The organism is Saprospiraceae bacterium, assembly GCA_026129545.1.
GTDB lineage: Bacteria > Bacteroidota > Bacteroidia > Chitinophagales > Saprospiraceae > M3007.
Map to the genome: position 1 here is coordinate 2,795,352 of JAHCHX010000001.1, position 19,523 is coordinate 2,814,874.

16 protein-coding genes are annotated in these 19,523 nt (G+C 52.9%); 11 read left to right on the forward strand and 5 right to left on the reverse strand.

Features of this window, described 5'->3' with window-relative positions; all coding sequences use genetic code 11:
- On the reverse strand, nucleotides 1-1,128 hold the full coding sequence (locus KIS77_10745; protein MCW5922815.1) for an alpha/beta hydrolase: 1,128 nt from the start codon (nucleotides 1,126-1,128) through the stop codon (nucleotides 1-3).
- Nucleotides 1,129-1,166: 38 nt separating this feature from the next.
- Between KIS77_10745 and KIS77_10750 the strand changes: the two genes are divergently transcribed.
- From KIS77_10750 to KIS77_10760, 3 genes are all read left to right on the forward strand, one after another.
- The gene (locus tag KIS77_10750; GenBank protein MCW5922816.1) at nucleotides 1,167-1,529 is read left to right on the forward strand and encodes a hypothetical protein; all 363 of its coding nucleotides are present in this window, start codon (nucleotides 1,167-1,169) and stop codon (nucleotides 1,527-1,529) included.
- Between the two features lie 166 nt (nucleotides 1,530-1,695).
- Nucleotides 1,696-3,342 carry a M1 family metallopeptidase gene (locus KIS77_10755; protein ID MCW5922817.1) on the forward strand — a complete coding sequence of 549 codons (1,647 nt, stop codon included), beginning with the start codon at nucleotides 1,696-1,698 and terminating at the stop codon, nucleotides 3,340-3,342.
- 116 nt (nucleotides 3,343-3,458) lie between these two features.
- Entirely contained in the window at nucleotides 3,459-5,867 is a 2,409-nt protein-coding gene (locus KIS77_10760; GenBank protein MCW5922818.1) for a gliding motility-associated C-terminal domain-containing protein, read from the forward strand.
- An 8-nt stretch (nucleotides 5,868-5,875) separates the two neighbouring features.
- On the opposite strand, the gene radA is transcribed toward KIS77_10760, so the two are convergent.
- On the reverse strand, nucleotides 5,876-7,261 hold the full coding sequence (radA, locus tag KIS77_10765; protein ID MCW5922819.1) for a DNA repair protein RadA: 1,386 nt from the start codon (nucleotides 7,259-7,261) through the stop codon (nucleotides 5,876-5,878).
- 113 nt (nucleotides 7,262-7,374) lie between these two features.
- On the opposite strand from radA, the gene KIS77_10770 reads away from it, so the two are divergent.
- Complete coding sequence (locus KIS77_10770; protein ID MCW5922820.1) at nucleotides 7,375-7,899, forward strand: transcriptional repressor; 525 nt, start codon at nucleotides 7,375-7,377, stop codon at nucleotides 7,897-7,899.
- 84 nt (nucleotides 7,900-7,983) lie between these two features.
- Here the strand turns inward: KIS77_10770 and pyk are convergent, their stop codons facing one another.
- Nucleotides 7,984-9,426, reverse strand: coding sequence for a pyruvate kinase (pyk, locus tag KIS77_10775; GenBank protein ID MCW5922821.1), 1,443 nt, complete (start codon nucleotides 9,424-9,426; stop codon nucleotides 7,984-7,986).
- 366 nt (nucleotides 9,427-9,792) lie between these two features.
- Here pyk and KIS77_10780 point away from each other — a divergent pair, with 366 nt between their 5' ends.
- From KIS77_10780 to KIS77_10810, 7 genes are all read left to right on the forward strand, one after another.
- Nucleotides 9,793-10,029 carry an acyl carrier protein gene (locus KIS77_10780; GenBank protein ID MCW5922822.1) on the forward strand — a complete coding sequence of 79 codons (237 nt, stop codon included), beginning with the start codon at nucleotides 9,793-9,795 and terminating at the stop codon, nucleotides 10,027-10,029.
- 205 nt (nucleotides 10,030-10,234) lie between these two features.
- Entirely contained in the window at nucleotides 10,235-11,476 is a 1,242-nt protein-coding gene (fabF, locus tag KIS77_10785) for a beta-ketoacyl-ACP synthase II (protein MCW5922823.1), read from the forward strand.
- Nucleotides 11,477-11,503: 27 nt separating this feature from the next.
- A complete protein-coding gene (gene rnc, locus KIS77_10790; protein MCW5922824.1) occupies nucleotides 11,504-12,292 on the forward strand; it encodes a ribonuclease III in 789 nt (262 codons plus the stop codon).
- A complete protein-coding gene (mutY, locus tag KIS77_10795; GenBank protein MCW5922825.1) occupies nucleotides 12,285-13,367 on the forward strand; it encodes an A/G-specific adenine glycosylase in 1,083 nt (360 codons plus the stop codon). Before rnc ends, mutY begins: the two co-directional genes overlap by 8 nt.
- Nucleotides 13,368-13,399: 32 nt before the next feature.
- Nucleotides 13,400-13,867 carry a single-stranded DNA-binding protein gene (locus tag KIS77_10800; GenBank protein MCW5922826.1) on the forward strand — a complete coding sequence of 156 codons (468 nt, stop codon included), beginning with the start codon at nucleotides 13,400-13,402 and terminating at the stop codon, nucleotides 13,865-13,867.
- A 72-nt stretch (nucleotides 13,868-13,939) separates the two neighbouring features.
- Complete coding sequence (locus KIS77_10805) at nucleotides 13,940-15,217, forward strand: CBS domain-containing protein (protein MCW5922827.1); 1,278 nt, start codon at nucleotides 13,940-13,942, stop codon at nucleotides 15,215-15,217.
- Nucleotides 15,218-15,220: 3 nt separating this feature from the next.
- Nucleotides 15,221-16,345 carry an LptF/LptG family permease gene (locus KIS77_10810; protein ID MCW5922828.1) on the forward strand — a complete coding sequence of 375 codons (1,125 nt, stop codon included), beginning with the start codon at nucleotides 15,221-15,223 and terminating at the stop codon, nucleotides 16,343-16,345.
- A 141-nt stretch (nucleotides 16,346-16,486) separates the two neighbouring features.
- Here KIS77_10810 and KIS77_10815 read toward each other — a convergent pair whose 3' ends face one another.
- Nucleotides 16,487-17,383 carry a T9SS type A sorting domain-containing protein gene (locus KIS77_10815; GenBank protein ID MCW5922829.1) on the reverse strand — a complete coding sequence of 299 codons (897 nt, stop codon included), beginning with the start codon at nucleotides 17,381-17,383 and terminating at the stop codon, nucleotides 16,487-16,489.
- 90 nt (nucleotides 17,384-17,473) lie between these two features.
- Complete coding sequence (locus tag KIS77_10820) at nucleotides 17,474-19,477, reverse strand: glycosyltransferase (GenBank protein MCW5922830.1); 2,004 nt, start codon at nucleotides 19,475-19,477, stop codon at nucleotides 17,474-17,476.
- Nucleotides 19,478-19,523: the final 46 nt, after the last annotated feature.

Genomic DNA, 19,523 nt, shown 5'->3' on the forward strand with positions numbered 1-19,523 from the left:
TCACTCATCCCCAAACAACCACGTTGCCGCTTTGGGAAATTCACGCCCCCAACGTGCCTCGTTGTGCTTCCCTTCCGGGTCTGTCTCAAGACGCACCTGAGTGCGTCCGCGACTTGCTCGCTCCGCCGCCTCTTTGAATTTTTTCAAATTGGGCAACATCCCCGAACCCTCCTGACTGCCCCCATAGAGATAAATTTTTGTGGGCGAATCGAATGCGGCGAAGTACATCGGCTCTGCGTATATTTTGGGAGAAGCCCACAATGAGGGAGAGAAAATCATGAACTTGGAATACACCTCAGGGAACATCAAGCCTGCGTAGATGCTAATCAGCCCGCCCATGCTGCTGCCACCGATGCCAGTGTGCTGTCGGTCGGGCAAGGTGCGAAAATGCTTGTCAATGTGCGGCTTGAGTGTTTCCGCCAAAAAGCGGGCGTAGTCGCGCCCAAGCCCCTCGCCCCAGCGCGACGAGTGATACGGCGAAAATTCCTTGATGCGCTCTTTGCCGCCATGGTCAATGGCCACCACGATGAAATCGCCCTTCCCCTTTTGGGCAAGTGCGGCCAACCGTTTGTCCACCCCCCAAGTGCCGAAAGGCGCGTCGTCTTCAAACAGGTTCTGTCCGTCTTGCAGATAAAGCACCGGATAATGGCGAGTGGTTTGGTGATAATTCCACGGCAACATGACGGCGATGCGGCGGCGGCGGCGCAATTGGGGCACGTTGAACCGTTTGGCCACGATTTGAATGTCGGGATAAAACTGCGGGTCGTAGCCCTCGGTGTGCTGCTTCCAGCGCGGCACCACATCGGCCACTTTGCCACGCGGCACTTCCATGCGACGATTGACTGGCGGGAAACCATCTTGCCCAAGCTCCTCGGCCTCCCAGCCGCCTTTCACATATTTGTACTCGAATGGCTCGCTTGTGTGCGGTATTTCCTTGAAAGTGAATTGGTAGTGTCCGTCTTTTACTTTCAACATCTTAAAGCGCTCGTCGCGAGTAGTCCAAGCGTTGAAAGTCCCCGTCAGGAACACAGGTCGGGCATCGTCGTTCGGCGTGAAAAGGTCGAGCGTGAGCATAGAATGATGCGCAGATGCGGAGACACCACCCCTTGTTGGTGTTGCGAATAACATAAAAGCTGGTCGGATGAATGGCCTAAGGGATAGACAACATGGCAAAACAGATGCCAACGCTTTTGGTTCGGGGCTATCGGCGGGATGAAATAGGGGCGGCAAACATCCAAAAAAATTTTGGTGAATCAAGGCATAACCTGTTCAAACCGTTTTTGGCGCAGCAAGAAAATCCCAAACATGCTCCAAGGCCATGCCAAACAGCACGAATACAAATCCCAAAAGCAATGTCAGCTTTTTCATATCAAGTGGAGGGCTTTGGCGCCCTTTTTCAACGGCGAATTTTTGGATGCTCTCTTATTCGACGCAAAACGATTTTGAATACTCCAAAGGTATGTTTTTTGGCAGCGACGAACAGCAAATGGGTCGCGGTTGCTCCCCCGATTTTTCCCTTCCGCCGATAAAGCAGCAGAAACTTTCTACCTTGATAGCAAACGTTGCGCTAACTTTGAACCGTTCTGCGAACGTTTTCAAGGCATTGCGTCAGTGTTGCGAGCTTTACCTCATGGCGCAGCCGCTGCTTGGAACGTCGGCAAAGTATCACCCGAATAAATGTCCATGCTCCACACTATGACTGCTTCGAAGCCCCTCGTCCTTAGCGCCTTTTTTTTGCTCGTCGCGCAATTTGCTTACCCCCAAATGCCCGTTTTCACCAAAGACGACACCCTGCGAGGCAGCATCACGCCCGAACGCGCGTGGTGGGATTTGACTTTTTACAAATTGACATTGAGCGTCAATCCATCTGAAAAAAGCATCGCTGGCAGCAACGAGATACACTACAAAGTGCTCAGCCCCAAGCGCCAGCTGCAAATTGACCTGCAACCCCCACTTGTGCTCGAACGCGCCGAACAAGATGGCGAACCGCTCGAAGTCGTTCGGCAAGGCAAAAACGCCTATTTCGTCGAACTAAAAAAAGAACAGCCCATTGGCTCCCGACAGTCACTCACCGTGTGGTATTCGGGCAAGCCCAGAGTAGCCGTCAATGCCCCATGGGATGGCGGTTTCAGCTGGTCGAAAGATGACAAAGGCCAGCCTTTCGTGGCCACCTCGTGCCAAGGGCTTGGCGCCAGCGTGTGGTGGCCTTGCAAAGACCACGCCTACGACGAGCCTGACTCGCAGGCCATCATCGTCACCGTGCCCAATGGCCTCATGGACGTCTCGAATGGTCGGCTCCGCCGAGCGACCGACAACGGCGACGGCACGCGCACCTTCGAGTGGTTTGTGTCGAATCCCATCAACAACTACGGCGTGAACGTGAACATCGCCGACTACACACATTTCGCCGACACTTTCCACGGGGAGAAGGGGGTGCTGACGCTTGATTATTATGTGTTGCCGAAAAACTTGGAAAAGGCCCAAAAGCAGTTTCAGCAAGTGAAGCCGATGTTGCGGGCGTTCGAACATTGGTTTGGACCTTACCCTTTTTATGAAGACGGCTACAAATTGGTGGAGGCGCCTTATCTGGGCATGGAGCACCAAAGCTCCGTCACCTATGGCAATCAATATCTCAACGGCTACCTCGGCATGGATTTGTCTGGCACAGGCTGGGGCAAAAAATGGGATTTTATCATCATTCACGAATCGGGGCACGAGTGGTTCGCCAACAACATCACCTATCGCGACATCGCGGATATGTGGGTGCATGAAAGTTTCACCAATTACAGCGAAGGGCTTTACACCGAATATCACTACGGAAAAGCGGCAGGCGCGGAATACATTCGAGGCACCCGCCGGATGATTGAGAACAAATCAACCATCGTGGGCATCTACGGCGTGAACCACGAAGGCTCTTCCGATATGTACTACAAGGGCGGCAACATGCTCCACACCATCCGGCAAGTCGTGGACAACGACGCGCAGTGGCGCTCCATCCTGCGCGGCCTCAACCGCGATTTTTACCACCAAACGGTGGACGGCACACAAGTGGAGGCATACATCATCAAACATTCGGGAAAACCCTTGCAAAAGGTGTTCGACCAATATCTGCGCACCACAGACATCCCGGTGCTCGAATATCGCCTCAAAAAAGGCAAGGTGGAATACCGATGGACAAACTGCGTGGAGGGGTTTGATATGCCCTTGAAGGTGGCGCTCTCGCCTAAAAAGTTTGAGTTCATCCATCCCACAACAGAGTGGAAATCAAGCCCATGCAAGTTGGGCAAAAAGGACGAACTAGTGGTGGATGAGGAGTTTTATGTTTTTTCAAAAAAGGGGTGACGCTCTCTGCAAAAGACATTCCAAGCCAAACCATGCTTTTCTCCGATATTTAATACCCACCATAGCGACGCAGCGCGCAAATGGCAGTAAGTTTAAGCCATTAAATTCGCTTGGTGATGAAAGCAACTCGACTCTTGCTCGCCCTCATGGCGATGGCTTTTGCCGCTCCCCTCTTCGCCCAGTTGGACACCATTCACTGGCTACCGCCCATGCACGCCCGCAACGAGTGGGGGCCTCAATACTTGTACCTTTCGACGCCCGAACCAGAGCCTTTCACCGTGAACGTCCGCGACGGCGCGGGCAACTTGGTGACAACGGCGGAGATAAGCAACGCGCAGCCGTTTCGTTTCAATTTGGGGCTGCCACCCACCACGCCTGTTTTGGTATCGGCCAGCCAGCTGCACACCCCCTTGCAGGGAAAGGGTCTGGTGATAGATGGCCCGAAAAAATTTTATGCCTATTACAGGGTTCATGCCGCGTCGGGATTTCACGCTGGCGACCTGACCTGCAAAGGCCGGGCGGCGCTGGGTACCGAGTTTCGCGTTGGCCATCTGGTGCAGGAAGTGGATGGCATGGACCGCCGCTCCAATTTTGTCGGCGTGATGGCTTCGGAAGACGACACCGAAGTGACGCTATCGGGTTTTCACCCCGACACCGATTTTCAAATTGGCAACACCAGCACGCCATCCACTGGCCCGGTCGTGGTGACGCTCCAAAAAGGCGAGACGGTTGTTTTTTCCAATTATATCATCGCAAGTCAGAGCGTGCAGCCCCCCAACGGCCTCATGGGCGCATTGCTCAAAGCCACCAAGCCTGTGGCGGTCAATTGCGGCTCGTGGGTAGGCGCTCCGGTGCAGTTCACGGCACACGACATTGGCATTGACCAAATCGCGCCTTTCGAGCAGGTGGGGAAAGAGTACATATTATGCAGGGGAAATGGCTCTTCCATCCTCGAACGCCCTATCGTCATAGCACACCGCGACGGCACACAGGTGTGGTTCAATGGCAATACGACACCCGCCGCCAATCTCAACGCAGGGCAGTATTACATCGCGCCAACCGCCGCCTACACCGCCAACGGGAACCTCTACATCCGCAGTTCGGAACCTGTATTTGTGTATGAAATGATTGGAGGCACCGCACAAAGCGACGACGCGATGCGCACCGCCGGGCTGATTTTTGTGCCGCCCATCAGCTGCGGCATCCCAAACGCGGTGGACAACATATACGAGCCGAATCGCATCGGCTCCATGCGTTTCGAGGGCGGGCTGATGATTGTGGCCATGAAAGATTCTTTGGTGACCGTGAAAATAGATGGTTCGGAGGTGACAATGGGCGCTCCTGCCCCAGTGTTGGGCTATCCCGAATTCGTGACCTATCGCCGGCTCAATCTTTTTTCCGAAAACAGCACCCCCAATTTGTTGAGCGTGGTGGCGGAAGGCGCGGTGCAAGTCGCTATGTTTGGGCGCAACCAGCCCGCGAGTTTCGCGGCGTTTTACTCGGGTTTTAGCAAAACACTCAGGCCCGACATTCAAATCAAGGTGGCGGGGGATGGTGTTTGCCCCGACACTTTGGTGGCCAATGGAGTGTTCGATGGAGTACAATGGATGTTGGAAGATTCGGTGCTGCAATATGGGGCAGACACGTTTTTGGTGGTTTACACACCCGGCCAATACACTGCCACCGGATATTTGGGCGTGTGCCGTCGCACTGATTTTGCGTCCGATACCCTTGTGATTGATTTCAACTCTCCCGCATTTGAATACACCGTGGAAGAACCATCCTGCTTCGGCTTTTCCGACGGGCACATCACTTTCGGCACCCCTTACGGCGGCCTGCCGCCCTATCAGTTTTCGATTGACGATGGACGCACATTTCTACCGAGCAGCACATTCAGCGGCCTTTCCATGGGGGCATACCCGCTCGTGGCGCGCGATGTGACGGGCTGTTACAATCGGCCACTGTTGGCAATGATGGGCCAGCCGGATAGTTTTTCGGTCTCGTTGAAAGTGCGTTTGTTGCCCAACCCACTCAAGCCGGGCGGCAAAGTCGAGTTGGAAGCCCTGCCCGGTCGTCCCGTCGTGTCGGCGTTTTGGGAGCCGCCAAACGAGCGCCTCCTCTGCGCGGACTGCCTCGCCTACGCCTTCCAGCCTGAGGCAAGCACTTGGGTGGCGGTCACGGTACTCGACGCGGAAGGTTGCCCAGCCGTGGACAGTATGTTTATCCCGGTGGTGCCCAATGTGTTTGCGCCCAACGTGATACGCCCGGCTTCTTCGGAGGGCAACGACCGCTTCACCTTGTTCACTCGCGACCCCATGCCCATCCGCCGATTGGCTATTTTCGACCGCTGGGGCGACTTGGTTTTCGAGCGACGCGGCATTTTTACCAACGACACCTCAGAAGGTTGGGACGGTTCATTCAAAGGCATACAGGCGCTGCCGGGCGTGTACGCTTTTTGGGCAGAGGTGGAAACGCTGCCGGGTCGAGTAGAGGTGGTGACGGGGGATGTGACGGTGTTGCGGTAGAAGAAAATTCATTTAAACAACGCCCGCTTCAACTCCTCCACCTTCCCAAGTGTTTGAATGCGAATGCCGTAGCGTTTCGGGTCAATGCCTTTCATACCGTATTTCGAGACATAAATTTCTTTGAAGCCCAGCCGGTCGGCCTCGGCGATGCGCTGCTCCACGCGTTGCACGGCGCGAATTTCGCCCGAAAGGCCGACCTCGCCCGCGAAACAGATATTGGACGGAATGCTCACGTCCTGCAAACTCGAAATCAGCGAGGCGACGATGGCGAGGTCAATGCCCGGGTCTTCCACGCGGATGCCGCCCGCGAGATTGAGGAACACGTCGTTGATGCTGAAAAAATAGCCGCAGCGTTTTTCCAAAACAGCCAGCAACATCGAAAGCCGCCGCATATCAAAACCCGTGGCTGAACGCTGTGGCGTGCCGAACACGGCTTTCGACACAAGCGCCTGTGTCTCGATGAGCATTGGCCTCATGCCTTCCATCGTGGCGGCGACGGCGCAGCCTGAAAGTTCCTCGTCTTTTTGGCTTAAAAGGAGTTCCGAGGGATTGCTCACCTCACGCAAACCCACCGCCTGCATCTCGTAAATCCCCATTTCGTCGGTGCTGCCGAAGCGGTTTTTCAGCGTGCGCAGGATGCGGTAAGTGTTGTGGCGGTCGCCCTCGAATTGAAGCACGCAGTCCACGATGTGTTCCAGCAGTTTCGGCCCGGCGATGTCGCCCTCCTTGTTGATATGGCCGATGAGGAAGACAGGGATATTGGTCTCTTTGGCGAAGCGGAGCAGTTCGCCCGCGCACTCGCGCACCTGCGCGATGCCGCCCGGCGCAGAGTCGAGGTGCGGCGTGCTCATGGTCTGAATGGAGTCCACGACCATGAGTTGGGGTTGGAGTTCCTGTGCTTGTTGGAGGATTTTGGTCGTGTTCGTCTCGGTCAGGATGTAGCAGTCGGACTTAGGGCTACCGATGCGGTCGGCACGCATCTTGATTTGCTCCTCGCTTTCTTCTCCGCTGACGTACAGGATTTTAGCGGGCAGGTGCATGGCGACTTGCAGCATCAACGTGCTCTTGCCGATGCCCGGCTGACCGCCCATGAGCACGAGCGAACCCGGCACGATGCCGCCGCCGAGCACCCTGTTGAGCTCTTGGTCGGGCGTGGCGAGGCGGACGGTGCGGCCTGTCTCGATTTGGTGGAGTGATACGGGCTTGGGAGATTCAGCGCGGCCACCGTTGGCAGAGGTCGCCCATGATTTTCGTTTTTCCTCCGTCGTTGTTTCTTTCTGGATGATTTCTTCCTGATAGGTGTTCCACTCGCCGCAATGGGGGCATTTGCCCAGCCACTTGGGGGAGGATGCGCCGCAGTTGGAGCAGAAAAAGATGGTGCGTGGTTTTGCCATGATTCGGGCTGGCAAGATAAAACAATTTGAGGCAAATGGTCCCTCTTTTCAACTTTCACCAACACCCGACTGTTTTAAGCGGTATTTTTGCCCGAAATAGAGAAAGAAATATGATGACCGCGCAACGCACCGAAGAGGAACGCATCAAGCAAGTCCTCAACATATTTTCCGCTCAATTGGAGAAAAACGGCTTTCGCAAAACACCCGAGCGATTTGCCATCTTGGAGGAAATCTACAAACGCAGCGACCACTTCGACGCGGAGCAGCTGTACATCCACATGAAAAATCGGAATTATCGCGTCAGTCGAGCTACGGTGTACAACACTTTGGAACTGTTGGTTTCGTGTGACCTGATAAAAAAGCACCAGTTTGGGAAAAACCTCGCGCAGTACGAGAAGTCTTACGGCTACAAACAACACGACCACGTTATATGCGCCAATTGCGGCAAGGTAGTCGAGTTTTGCGACCCACGGGTGCAGCAAATCAAGGATATGGTGGGCGAGTTGCTGAATTTCAAAATCACGCACCACTCACTCAATCTTTACGGCATCTGCGGCTCCTGCCAGAAGGAGATGGAATACGGCATCGTGCGCAAACAGCCCAAAGTGGTGGAAGATGAGCCGGGTTGGGGAGATTGAGAAACAGCTGGTCATACAAACGAGAGGGGGGTGCTATATGTCAAACATAGCACCCCCTCATTTCATTAAGACGAAGACCTTCCGTTATTCCACCTCTGTGATTTTCAACATATTCGTGCTCAATCGTCTGTCCATTGGCATCGAACCCGTGTTCACGATAGTGTCGCCCGTCTTGATATGGCCCGCGTTTTTCAATATCTCGATGCAATCCTCGATGGTCTCGTCGGTAGAGGAAAAGCGGTCGTAGTAGAAACACTGCACTCCCCAAAGTAGATTCATGGAGTTGAGGCGGCTATTGTTGTTGCTGAAAATAAAAATCTTCGACTTTGGGCGGAAGCTGCTGACCTTGAATGCCGTGTATCCCGAAATCGTGTGGCCCACGATACCAACCGAGCCAATTTCCTCCGCTACTCGGCAAGCATTGAAACAAATGACATCCGAGTGAAACAATTTGAATTTGGCGGAAGGATAAGGCCTGCGGGTTTCGATTTGGGGCCAATACTGTTTCTCCGCCTCCTCTATGATGCGCGACATGTATTGAATCACCAATTTGGGATGCTTTCCCACAGAGGTCTCGCCGCTAAGCATCACCGCATCAGCACCGTCCAACACCGCATTGGCCACATCAGTCACCTCTGCACGGGTGGGTGAGGGATTGTGAATCATGCTGTCCATCATCTGGGTGGCCACGATGACGGGCCGGGCATATTGCATGCACAAGTGGATGATTTCCTTCTGTGTCATGGGCAATTGCTCAATCGGCATTTCCACGCCAAGGTCGCCACGAGCAACCATGATGGCGTTGGAGGCACGGATGATTTCGCGGATATTTTTCACCGCTTCCGGCTTTTCGATTTTGGCCATCATTTTGGCTTGGTGCCCGCTGCGCTGAAGCGCGTCGCGCAACCCGTACATATCTTCTGGCCGCCGCACAAAGGAAAGCGCAATCCAATTGACGGGTTGCGTGAGTATGAAATCAAGGTCTTCCTTGTCCTTTTCGGTCATGGAAGGCAGCTTGACGTTGGTGTCTGGCAGGTTGACCCCTTTATTGCTGCTCAAGATGCCCCCATGCAGACATTTGAGACGAACCGTGTCTTTCTTATTGGTCTCTATCACCTCAAACACCAGCTTGCCATCATCCATCAGGATACGCTCACCCACCTCGCAATCCTCCGCAAATTGGGGGTAAGACATATAGATGCCCTCTTTGGTGCCGGGCGCGAGCTCGTCGTTGACAATCGTGATGACATCGCCCGAGCCAAGCGGCAGCGCGTTGTCCCTGATTTTGCCGACACGCAGCTTCGGCCCCTGCAAGTCGGCAAGAATGCCTATATGGGTGTTGTATTGTTCGTTAATGGCTTGGATATGCCCGATGACCTCCAAATGGTCGGCATGTGAGCCATGGCTGAAATTGAGGCGGAACACGTCCACGCCAGCTTTCACCAATTCAAGCAGCTTATCATAGGTATTGCAGGCTGGGCCTACGGTAGCGACGATTTTGGTGTTCTGCGAACCGTCTTTGCGCATATAGGGAGTGTTTTTTTCGAGCAAGGTAGCAACTTCTGTGAGCGTCATAATGCCTTTTTTACTTTAAGTGTAAAACTTACAATAAGAGGGCGCAACAAAAGTATGACACTTGTTTGAATTGCGCCTACCACTAAAAGTAAAGTTTTTGCAAATTGAACGCCAAAACAAAGACTTTAAGGGGCTTTCGCAAGCATATTTGGTGGTTATGATTTTTTTTGACAAAGTGTTATTTTTACAAAATCATGGTATAACACCGAAACGGGGTGTGGTAAAATTTCAAGTGGAAAAATTTTTTTAAACTAACGGATAGCCGTTTCTTTGCCCCTCGAAAAATTGACTTTTTTTCACTTAAAGATTTAAAAAAACATGGCAACCGTAGCCGAACGCGTAAAGAAAATCATCGTTGACAAACTGGGCGTGGATGAAAACGAAGTGACCAACGAGGCAAACTTCATTCAAGACCTTGGCGCCGATTCGCTCGACACCGTAGAACTCATCATGGAATTTGAAAAAGAATTTGATGTGTCTATTCCCGACGAGCAGGCCGAGAAAATCCAGACAGTCGGTCAGGCCATCGAATATCTCGAAGCGCACACCAGCTAATTTGATAAACGCTCCGACGCGCCTAAACCCGAGTTTTGTTGACAGGAAGGTTCAAAGCAAACACGCTTTGAACCTTTCGCTTTTTCCAGCCACAAGTGCTAACATGGATTAGAGCCAAAGCCTTACCTTTGCCAGCCTAATCACTGCTTTCTGACTTGACAATACTTTTGCGAAGGAAGCATAACGTCCAAATTCTGAACACATTATGAAACGAGTCGTCGTAACTGGCATTGGCGCTATCACCCCCATTGGCAATACCGTCGCTGCCTATCTTGAAGGTTTGCAAAAAGGCGTGAGCGGTGCCAATTTAATTACGCAATTCGATGCAACGCAGTTCAAAACCCGTTTTGCCTGTGAAGTCAAGGATTTTAACCCAGAAGAGCATCTCGATAGGCGGGAAGTGCGCCGCATTGACCGTTTCACTCAATTCGCAATGGTGACGGCGGCGGAAGCCTTGAAGGATTCGGGCCTCGACCTCGAAGCTATTGACAAAGACCGGGTGGGGGTTATCTGGGCTTCGGGCATAGGAGGCTTGGCCACTTTGGAAAAGGAAATCGAAGACCACGTCCTCGGTAGCGGGGTGCCCAAACACAACCCATTCCTCATCCCCAAGATGATTCAGGATATTGCAGCAGGCATGATTTCCATCCAATATGGTTTCAGGGGCATCAACTATGCCACCGTATCGGCTTGTGCCTCGTCCTCACACTCTTTGATGAACGCTTTCGATTATATTCGATTGAACAAGGCGAATATAATAGTGACGGGGGGGTCGGAAGCGACCATCACAAAAACTGCCATCGGTGGTTTCAACTCGATGAAGGCGCTCAGCGAACGCAATGACGATTTCAAAACAGCTTCTCGTCCTTACGACAAGGACCGCGATGGGTTTGTGCTCGGCGAAGGTGCTGGCACGATTATTCTGGAAGAATACGAACACGCCAAAAAACGCGGCGCGAGGATTTATTGTGAAATCGTGGGGGCCGCTGCCACTGCCGACGCATATCACATCACCGCCCCCCATCCCGAAGGCTTCGGAGTCATCAACGTGATGAATCTTGCGATGGAGGATGCTGGGATGAAGCCAGAAGACATTGACTACATCAATACCCACGGCACCTCGACACCGTTGGGCGATGTGGCAGAGCTGAAGGCCATTGAGAAGGTGTTCGGCTCGCACGCCAGCGGCATCAACATCTCTTCCACCAAGAGCATGACCGGCCACTTGCTCGGCGCAGCCGGTGCCATCGAAGCCATTGCTTGCATCTTGGCTATTCATCATAACTTCGCTCCCCCCACCATCAACCATTTCACCGACGACCCTGAAATAGACCCCAAACTCAATCTGACATTCAACGAAGCCCAGCAGCGCAAAGTGAAAGCAGCACTCAGCAACACGTTTGGTTTCGGGGGACACAATGCCTCCATCATTTTCCGACAGGTGTGACATTTAGCGCCCAAAAACATTGACTCCGTGCGATTTATTCGACGTTTCTACAACTATTACCTCCACCCCGACAAAGAACTTGCCCGGCGCCTAAAGACGCTGATTGGGTTCACGCCGACCCATTTGTCCTTGTTCAAACTGGCTTTTTTCCACAAAAGCACTTTTAACACCCGCGACTATGCCATCGCCAACAACGAGCGGCTCGAATTTCTCGGCGACGCGGTACTCAGCACCATCGTAGGAGAGTATTTGTTCAAAAAATATCCGAACTCCGACGAGGGCTTTCTGACAAAAATGCGCTCGAAAATCGTGAAGCGCAACTCGCTGGACGAAATCGCCGATAAAATGGGGCTGGATTTGTTCTTGGCCAATTACAACCAAACCCGACTCTCCAAGTCCATGCTTGGCAATGCACTCGAGGCACTTGTGGGAGCGGTGTATATTGAGGTAGGGTATGAGCGCACCAAGCAATACGTCATCCGACGCATCCTGCGACGCTATCTGGACATTCACGAACTGGAAAGCTTCGACGACAACTACAAAAGCCAGCTGCTCGAATGGTGCCAGAAAAACGGGCGCAACATCGAATACAAAGTGGTAGCCAAATACAAAAGCGAAAAGCGCGACAAGTTTAAGGTGGCGGTGTATGTGGATGGCAAAAAACTCGGCACCGCTGATGACTTCAATAAAAAAAGCGCCGAACAGCTCGCCAGCGAACGCGCCATGGCGGCCATGGGCATCCTGAACGGCAACGGCACGCCCGCCTCTCCTCAACACGAACAGGCGCCAGACGACGAAGAAATGGGCGATGAATGAGCACCTCTTTTTCCGCGAGCAGCTACTTGCTTGGTTTGCCCGGCACCACCGCCCGCTCCCATGGAAAGGCGAACGCGACCCCTACAAAATTTGGCTCTCCGAAATCATTTTGCAGCAAACCCGCGTGGAACAAGGGCTGCCCTATTACCACAGATTCACAGCGCGATACCCAACCGTCCACCATTTGGCCAATGCGCCGGAAGACGAAGTGCTGAAGCTTTGGGAAGGACTTGGATATTACGCCCGCGCTCGCAACCTCCACTTTGCCGCAAAATACATCTCCGACGAACTGAAGGGCCAATTCCCCGACACACTCGCCAACATCCGCACGCTCAAAGGCGTGGGCGATTATACTGCCGCCGCCATTGCCTCCTTCGCTTTTGACCTGCCACACGCTGTGCTCGACGGCAACGTCTATCGAGTGCTTGCCCGATATTTTGGCATCGAAACGCCCATTGACACACCGCACGCAAAGAGAGAATTCGCCGCGCTTGCGCAGCAATTGCTCGACCCGGCGCGTCCCGGCGACTACAACCAAGCCATCATGGATTTTGGCGCGACCCACTGCACGCCGCAACAGCCGAAATGCCCAAGTTGCCCGCTTCAAAATCATTGTGTCGCGCTGCGAACTGAGCGTGTCTCCACACTGCCCGTAAAATCAAGAGCGCCGGTAAAAAAAGAACGATTTTTCCTCTATCTCGTGGCCCAATTCCAGGGCGACACCTTTGTCCGAAAACGCACCGACAAGGATATATGGCAAAACCTGTGGGAGTTCCCCATGCTTGAGCTGCCCGCTTTGCCGAAAAACCTTGAAGAGGAGTTGAACTCAATGATTCCAAGAGGCGGCTCGATACGATTTTCAAGACCATATCGCCAAACACTCACGCACCGCGTCGTGACAGCCATTTTTTGCGAAATTGACTTCCCCGAAAACACGCCGTCCGACACGTTCGACCGCGCCCCATTCGAAGGATGCACGCGAATCCCAAAAACAAATTTGAAAAAAAATATCGCCATGCCTCGAATAATTGACCAGTATTTGAGGGAAAGTGCTTTATCTTTATCGTTGTTTTAAACTCGCTTTTTTTTACCTAAAAACATTTGACCATGATCAACAAAGTCACCCTCATCGGCAACCTCGGAGGAGACCCCGAGGTGCGCACCCTCGAAAACGGGACCAAAGTGGGCCGCTTCTCTCTTGCCACCAACGAAAACTACAAAGACAAGGACGGCAACTGGCAAAAGCAGACCGAGTGGCACAACGTGGTCGTGTGGCGCGACCTCGCCGAGCGTGCCGAGAAATTCCTCAAAAAGGGAATGCAAGTATTTGTGGAAGGCAAAATCTCCTACCGCAAATACACCACGCAAGAAGGCCAAGACCGCTATGTGACGGATATCGTGGCCAATCAAATCCGCATGCTTGAAAAACAAGAGGGCGGCGCAGGAGGCGGCAGCGACTTCCGCATCCCTACTTCCGAGCACTCCATGAGTCGCAACACGGAAGTCTCCACCACGCCCACAGCGGCAGACCCGGCCCCGCCATTACCTACCGAAGGCGACGATTTGCCGTTCTGATGCACAAAGAGGCAAAAAACAGAAGACAATCGCTTGTCTTTCGTTTTTTGCCTCTTGCTTTTTTGACACGACATGGGTTGGTTTCTTCTTGGTCTTTTGCTCTACTTCCTCGTCTTGCTCGCCGAACGCTCGTTGGTGGCCCTTTCTTCGCAAGACGCGGAGCAACTGCGAGCCGATGATTCCAAGGCGGCGCAGCGTGCCTACGCACTCACACGCGACATTCGCCCCGTCATGGCTGCGCTGTTGCTGGCTCGCCTCCTTTTGAAATTGCTGCTGAGCATCTTTCTCGCCACCAGTCTTATGCGGTCGCAAGGCGCGGTATTGTATCACCTCTCGCAGCAGTGGGAGCTGCCGGGCGAGTTGCTGTGGTCGGTGTCGGCCATCGCGTTCGCGCTGACGCTGTCCACGCTATTTTGGGCGCTGAAAAGCGTGGACAATCCGCGTTTTCTCAATGGGAACGCCATTTTCCTGATGCAACGACTCGGTTGGTTTGTCTTATTTTGGAAAAAAATTTTTTCACCCATCATCAAACGGGAAAAACCACCCTCGCAGGGAACTCAACAACCCACCGCGACGGATTTGGCCGCCACCAAAGTGATGACCGAAACGAGTGAGAAACGCGAGCTGGAGCTCCTCAAAAGCATCGTCAAATTTGGCGACGTGACGGTAAAGCAAGTCATGCAGCCTCGCTCCAAGGTGGTGGCGCTGGATTTCCGTACCGATTTTCACGAACTCCTCGCCACCGTGCGCGAAGCAGAGTTCTCGCGTTTTCCGGTCTATCACGAAGAGCTGGACAACGTGACAGGCATTTTGTATGTAAAGGACATCGTGCCACATTTGGACAGAACTGCCGATTTTGAGTGGCAATCGCTCATTCGCACCAACTTGTTGCTTGTGCCGGAAAGCAAACGAGGCGCAGAGCTATTGCGAGAATTCAAGGAGCAAAAAATTCACATGGCAGTGGTGGTGGACGAATACGGCGGCGTGTCGGGCATCGTGACGTTGGAGGATATTCTTGAAGAGGTGACTGGCGACATCCGCGACGAATTCGATGAGGAAAGCGAAGTGCGATTCAGAAAACTGGACGAATACAATTATCTTTTTGAAGGCCAAACCTTGCTCAACGACGTGTGCCGCATCGCAGGATTGGACGAAAAAATATTTGACACCGTGCGTGGCAACGCCGACACGCTCGCAGGCCTCGTGCTCGAGCTCAAAGGCGATATTCCCAAGAGCGGCGCAGAGATTGCATGGAACGATTTATTACTCACCGTCACCGCTGCCGACAGTCGGCGCATTGAGCAACTTAAACTTACCTTGCCGCGTTTAAGAGCCGCGAACGGAGGTTAGCAGATGAAGATTTTCCCCGACACATTCAAGAATTTCCCGAAAATCAAGGTGCTGGATGCATACCTTGCCAAAAAGTACTATTCCACCCTGTTTTTTTCCTTGCTGATTTGCTCGCTCATATCGGTAGCCATTGATTTCAGCGACAAGGTCAAGAGCTTCATTGAAAAACCTTGCACCGTCAAGGAAATCGTGCTCGACTATTATCCCGGTTTCGTGATGCACATGTCGGGTCTTTTGATGCCGATGTACACGCTCATTGCGGTGGTCTTTTTCACCTCGCGGCTAGCTTTCAACTCGGAAATACTCTCCATCCTCAATGCAGGGGTGAGCTTTCAGCGCCTCTTGCGCCCTTATCTCATCGTGGGAGGAACGATAGCGGCGCTGCATCTGGCACTCAATCATTTCATCATTCCAGAGTTCAACAAATCGAGGTTGAAATTCGAGCGCACTTACGTCTGGACGACTGGACAGGACAAAGGGAAAACATCCAACGTTCATTTTCTGGTGTCGCCCGACACTAAGGTCTTCGTGAGAGGATACAACAAAAACAGCAAGACTGCCAGCGGGCTGAGGCTCGAAAAATTTGAAGGAAGCCGCATCGTCAGTATTTTGGAAGCCGACAACGCCAGTTGGAAAGAGGACTCCAACCGCTGGCAACTCAACAACTACAGCGTCCGCACGTTCGATGGCTTGCGCGAAGGCTACAAAAGATACAACGAACCCCTTGACACGGCCATCAACCTCACCCCTCAGGATTTCACTTGGTATCACAACCAAAACGAGGAAATGACCAGCGCCGAATTGCGAGAAGCCATAGCACGCGACCGTAGCCGGGGGCTTTCCAACGTGAAACGATACGCCGTGGAAATGCACCGCCGAACCGCCGACGCTTTCACCAACATCATCCTTACCGTCATCGGGCTGGCAGTGGCTGGCCGCAAAGTGCGCGGCGGCATGGGATTGCATTTGGCTATAGGCATTGGCATCGGGGCGGGCTTCATCTTGTTGTCCAAGTTTGCCATCTCCTTCGCCACCAGCGGCTCCATGCCGATTATGCTGGGTATATGGATACCCAACCTTGTGTTTTTGGCCGTTGCCGTTTGGCTGGCGAGCAAGGCACAAAAGTGAGGCGGTCATTAAGCCGAAACGTTCCGTCAGCTATCCTTATGAGGACAGATTACGAGGGTGCGTTTCAAATTGTCGCAGGTAAATCGGAACGCTGTTCCGGCGTACATTAAGCGACAATTTGAAATGCCCCGTTTGCGAGGCTCAGCGCTTCGATATGACCAGCTTGTCGATCCCGACCAATCTTTTGCCCCGATATAGATAGACGAAATAAAGCCCCGCTTCCAAACCGGCTATTTCTATCTCCATAGACTGGCCGAGCCGACGGCGGACAGGTGCCACACCTATCAAATTTTGAAAAACCGCTTCATCCGCATCCACCTCGGATGTGACAGAGACACTTGTGTGGGCAGGGTTCGGAAACAGCAGGCCACTGCGCGCAAGCACTTCTATGTCCGTCACGCTTGAGTAGAAAGTAGTCGTGTCACAGGGAAAAGAAACAAACGATTGATTGATTTCGCTATCCTCATAACACCTAATGCCAAAAACAGGAGGGTCGCACACCCCCACCTGCGGGTACATATATTGACTGTTGCCAAGCCGCTCGGTGAAAGTATGCCCCCACTCCATGATGCTTCCGTTAGGCTCCCCGATGGCAAGGTTCGGATAGGACACATGCTGCACTTTCAATTGCATCCCGTCGTAAGTGACGTACGACACGGAATCTACTTGAACCATGAGGGTGTCGTTGCCGTAAGGCGCGTTGGTCACGACCGACCAGCCTTCTCCCGGCCCGGCATTGAAGTCAATAAAAAGCTGAAATTGCCCATTGAGCAGCCGATACACTTTACCAGCCTCTTCATACATATAAACCTCTCCCCACGCATCGGCGCAGCCAGAATGAGCACTGACTACCCGTTTGCAAAGCTTGCCCTGAATGAAGCCCAAACCAGTCACCTCAACTTTTACATAAGTGGAAACAATGGGTGGGCCTATTGGATAAAAATCGTAGTGCCAAACAGCACCTAACGGCGCAAATTCTACTTGTGCATTTAGAGAAAGGGAAAAGAATAGCTGCAACAGTAAGATTGTTTTGCGCATCGTTTTTTCAATTTAAAAGGTGAGAAAAAGATGCGACAAAACTATTCGAGCCTACAAAAGAGAATTGTCGCCAACTGGCGCTTGAAGAATCTATTTGAGCGTATGTAAAATAATGTCCAAATCCCTCCAAACATTCCAGTCCTTGGCGAAAAGAAAATTGAGCCGCGCCCCTGCGTTGTCGCTGACTTTCAAGCCTTCCAATTCATCCAACGGCGAAAACACGCCCGACTTCAAGGGAGGCAGCGCATCGTGTTGAGCAAATGGGGCATACCCTACCCAAGTTTTTTTGCCCAATAGGACGGGCCACCAATTTTTGAAAAACGAGCCGCGATGGCCGGAAAAAACAAGCCACAGGGGAAGCGTGACCAACAAAGCGCCGCACAGCATCAGGTCAAACACTCGTTTGTTGCGGCGCTGCCCCGGCTGCGCTATGTTGTACCTAATTTCAATGGTGTAAAGCTCTCCCGGCTCGTTTTTGCTGCTGCTACCGATGATGCTCAAGCTTTCCTCGGGCACAATTTTGTAGGCGACCGAAGGCCCTAGCCGCGTCATCCACGACATGATATCCTGCGCTAGCATATTCTTTGAACAAAAAATCACCTCGTCCACCCGATAAATGCGAACGATTTCATCAAGCTGGGAAACCTCGCCGAGCGCCCCCTCTTCCGAGACCTTGGAAAAAGAAGCAGCCGAGGCATCCAGCGCGTCACCCTCCCCTTCCCTTGCCTCGTTGAGCGCAGGGGTTGGGCTGACGCGCCCTATAAGATTCTTCGCCACGCCTGCTTGATTCAACAGCCCCATCACCCGCGCGCTTTCCCCCGCCGAGCCGACGATGGCGAGATTTTTCACACGGTCGCGCCCGATTCGGAAATTGCGAAATTCAATAAAATGTGTCAGCGCCCGCACTCCCACCGTTGCCAACGCGGCCCATACCGCCCCCATCAGCACCAATGCCCGAGAGGGTCGGTAGTCAAGGTCGAGAAAACCATACACAGCGGCCAATATCAGCGTGCCGATGCCGAGGCCCCGCACCAACCGGCGCAGGTCGTACCGTTGGTCGTAGCCGCCGTTGAGCCATACAGCGCCGAGCCAAATCAGGATATAAAGTGGAAAATTGAACCACAAAACGTTGGTCTTGAACCAGTCCGGTTCTTTGTAGTAATAATTTGCCCAGAAGTCTTTCAGAAAAACAAGCCCGCCGTAAATCAACAACGCATCGAGCAGCGGGAGGCGAATTTTCGACCAGATATTTTTTAGCAGGGTCATGCCTGCCCTAAGCCATATCGCTCCTTGGAGCATGATGATAAACAGCCCCGCCCGTCGCCCGGTAAAATGTTTTCGGGTAAAAATAATCATGGCCTGATAGAAGGTGCGAACATAGTTGAGGCTGCCTTTTTTAGTGCTTTCCCCTTTGTAGTGGATGATTTTTGTTTCGGGAAAATAATAATTCCTGTAGCCGGCTTGCACAATCCGATACGACAAATCAATGTCTTCGCCGTACATAAAAAACGCCTCGTCGAGCAGGCCAGCCTTGTCGAGCGCCGCCCGCCGCATGAACATGAAGGCTCCCGCCAACACATCCACCTCGCAGGTTTCGTCCTCGCCCCGATGACCAAGGTGGTAATAGTTGAACAATCGGCTTTTCGGAAAAAGCGCCGAGAGGCCGAAGGTTTTGCAAAAAGCCACCCACGGAGAGGGGAACCCTCGCTTGCTTTCCGGCAAAAACTTTCCACTACCATCAATCAGTTTTACGCCCAAGGCTCCGGCCTCCGGGTGGGCCTCCATGAAATCAAGGCACTTATGAAAGGTATCCTCTTCCACCAGCGTGTCGGGGTTGAGCAGCAGTATGTATGCGCCGGTGCTTTGTCGGATGGCTTGGTTGTTGGCCACCGCGAAGCCCGGGTTGTCCTTGTTGGCGAGTAGGCGGACTTCGGGAAACTTTTCTCGCACCATGCGCACCGAGTCGTCCACAGAATTGTTGTCCACCACCCACACCTCGCTCTCTATGCCACGCACGGCACGTCGCACGGAGAGCAGGGCTTGCTCCAAAAAATGGCGCACATTGTAGTTGACGATGATGACGGAGAGCCGCATGGGAGGGCAAAAATAAGATGAGCCACCCACGTTGCCGAAGCTTCGA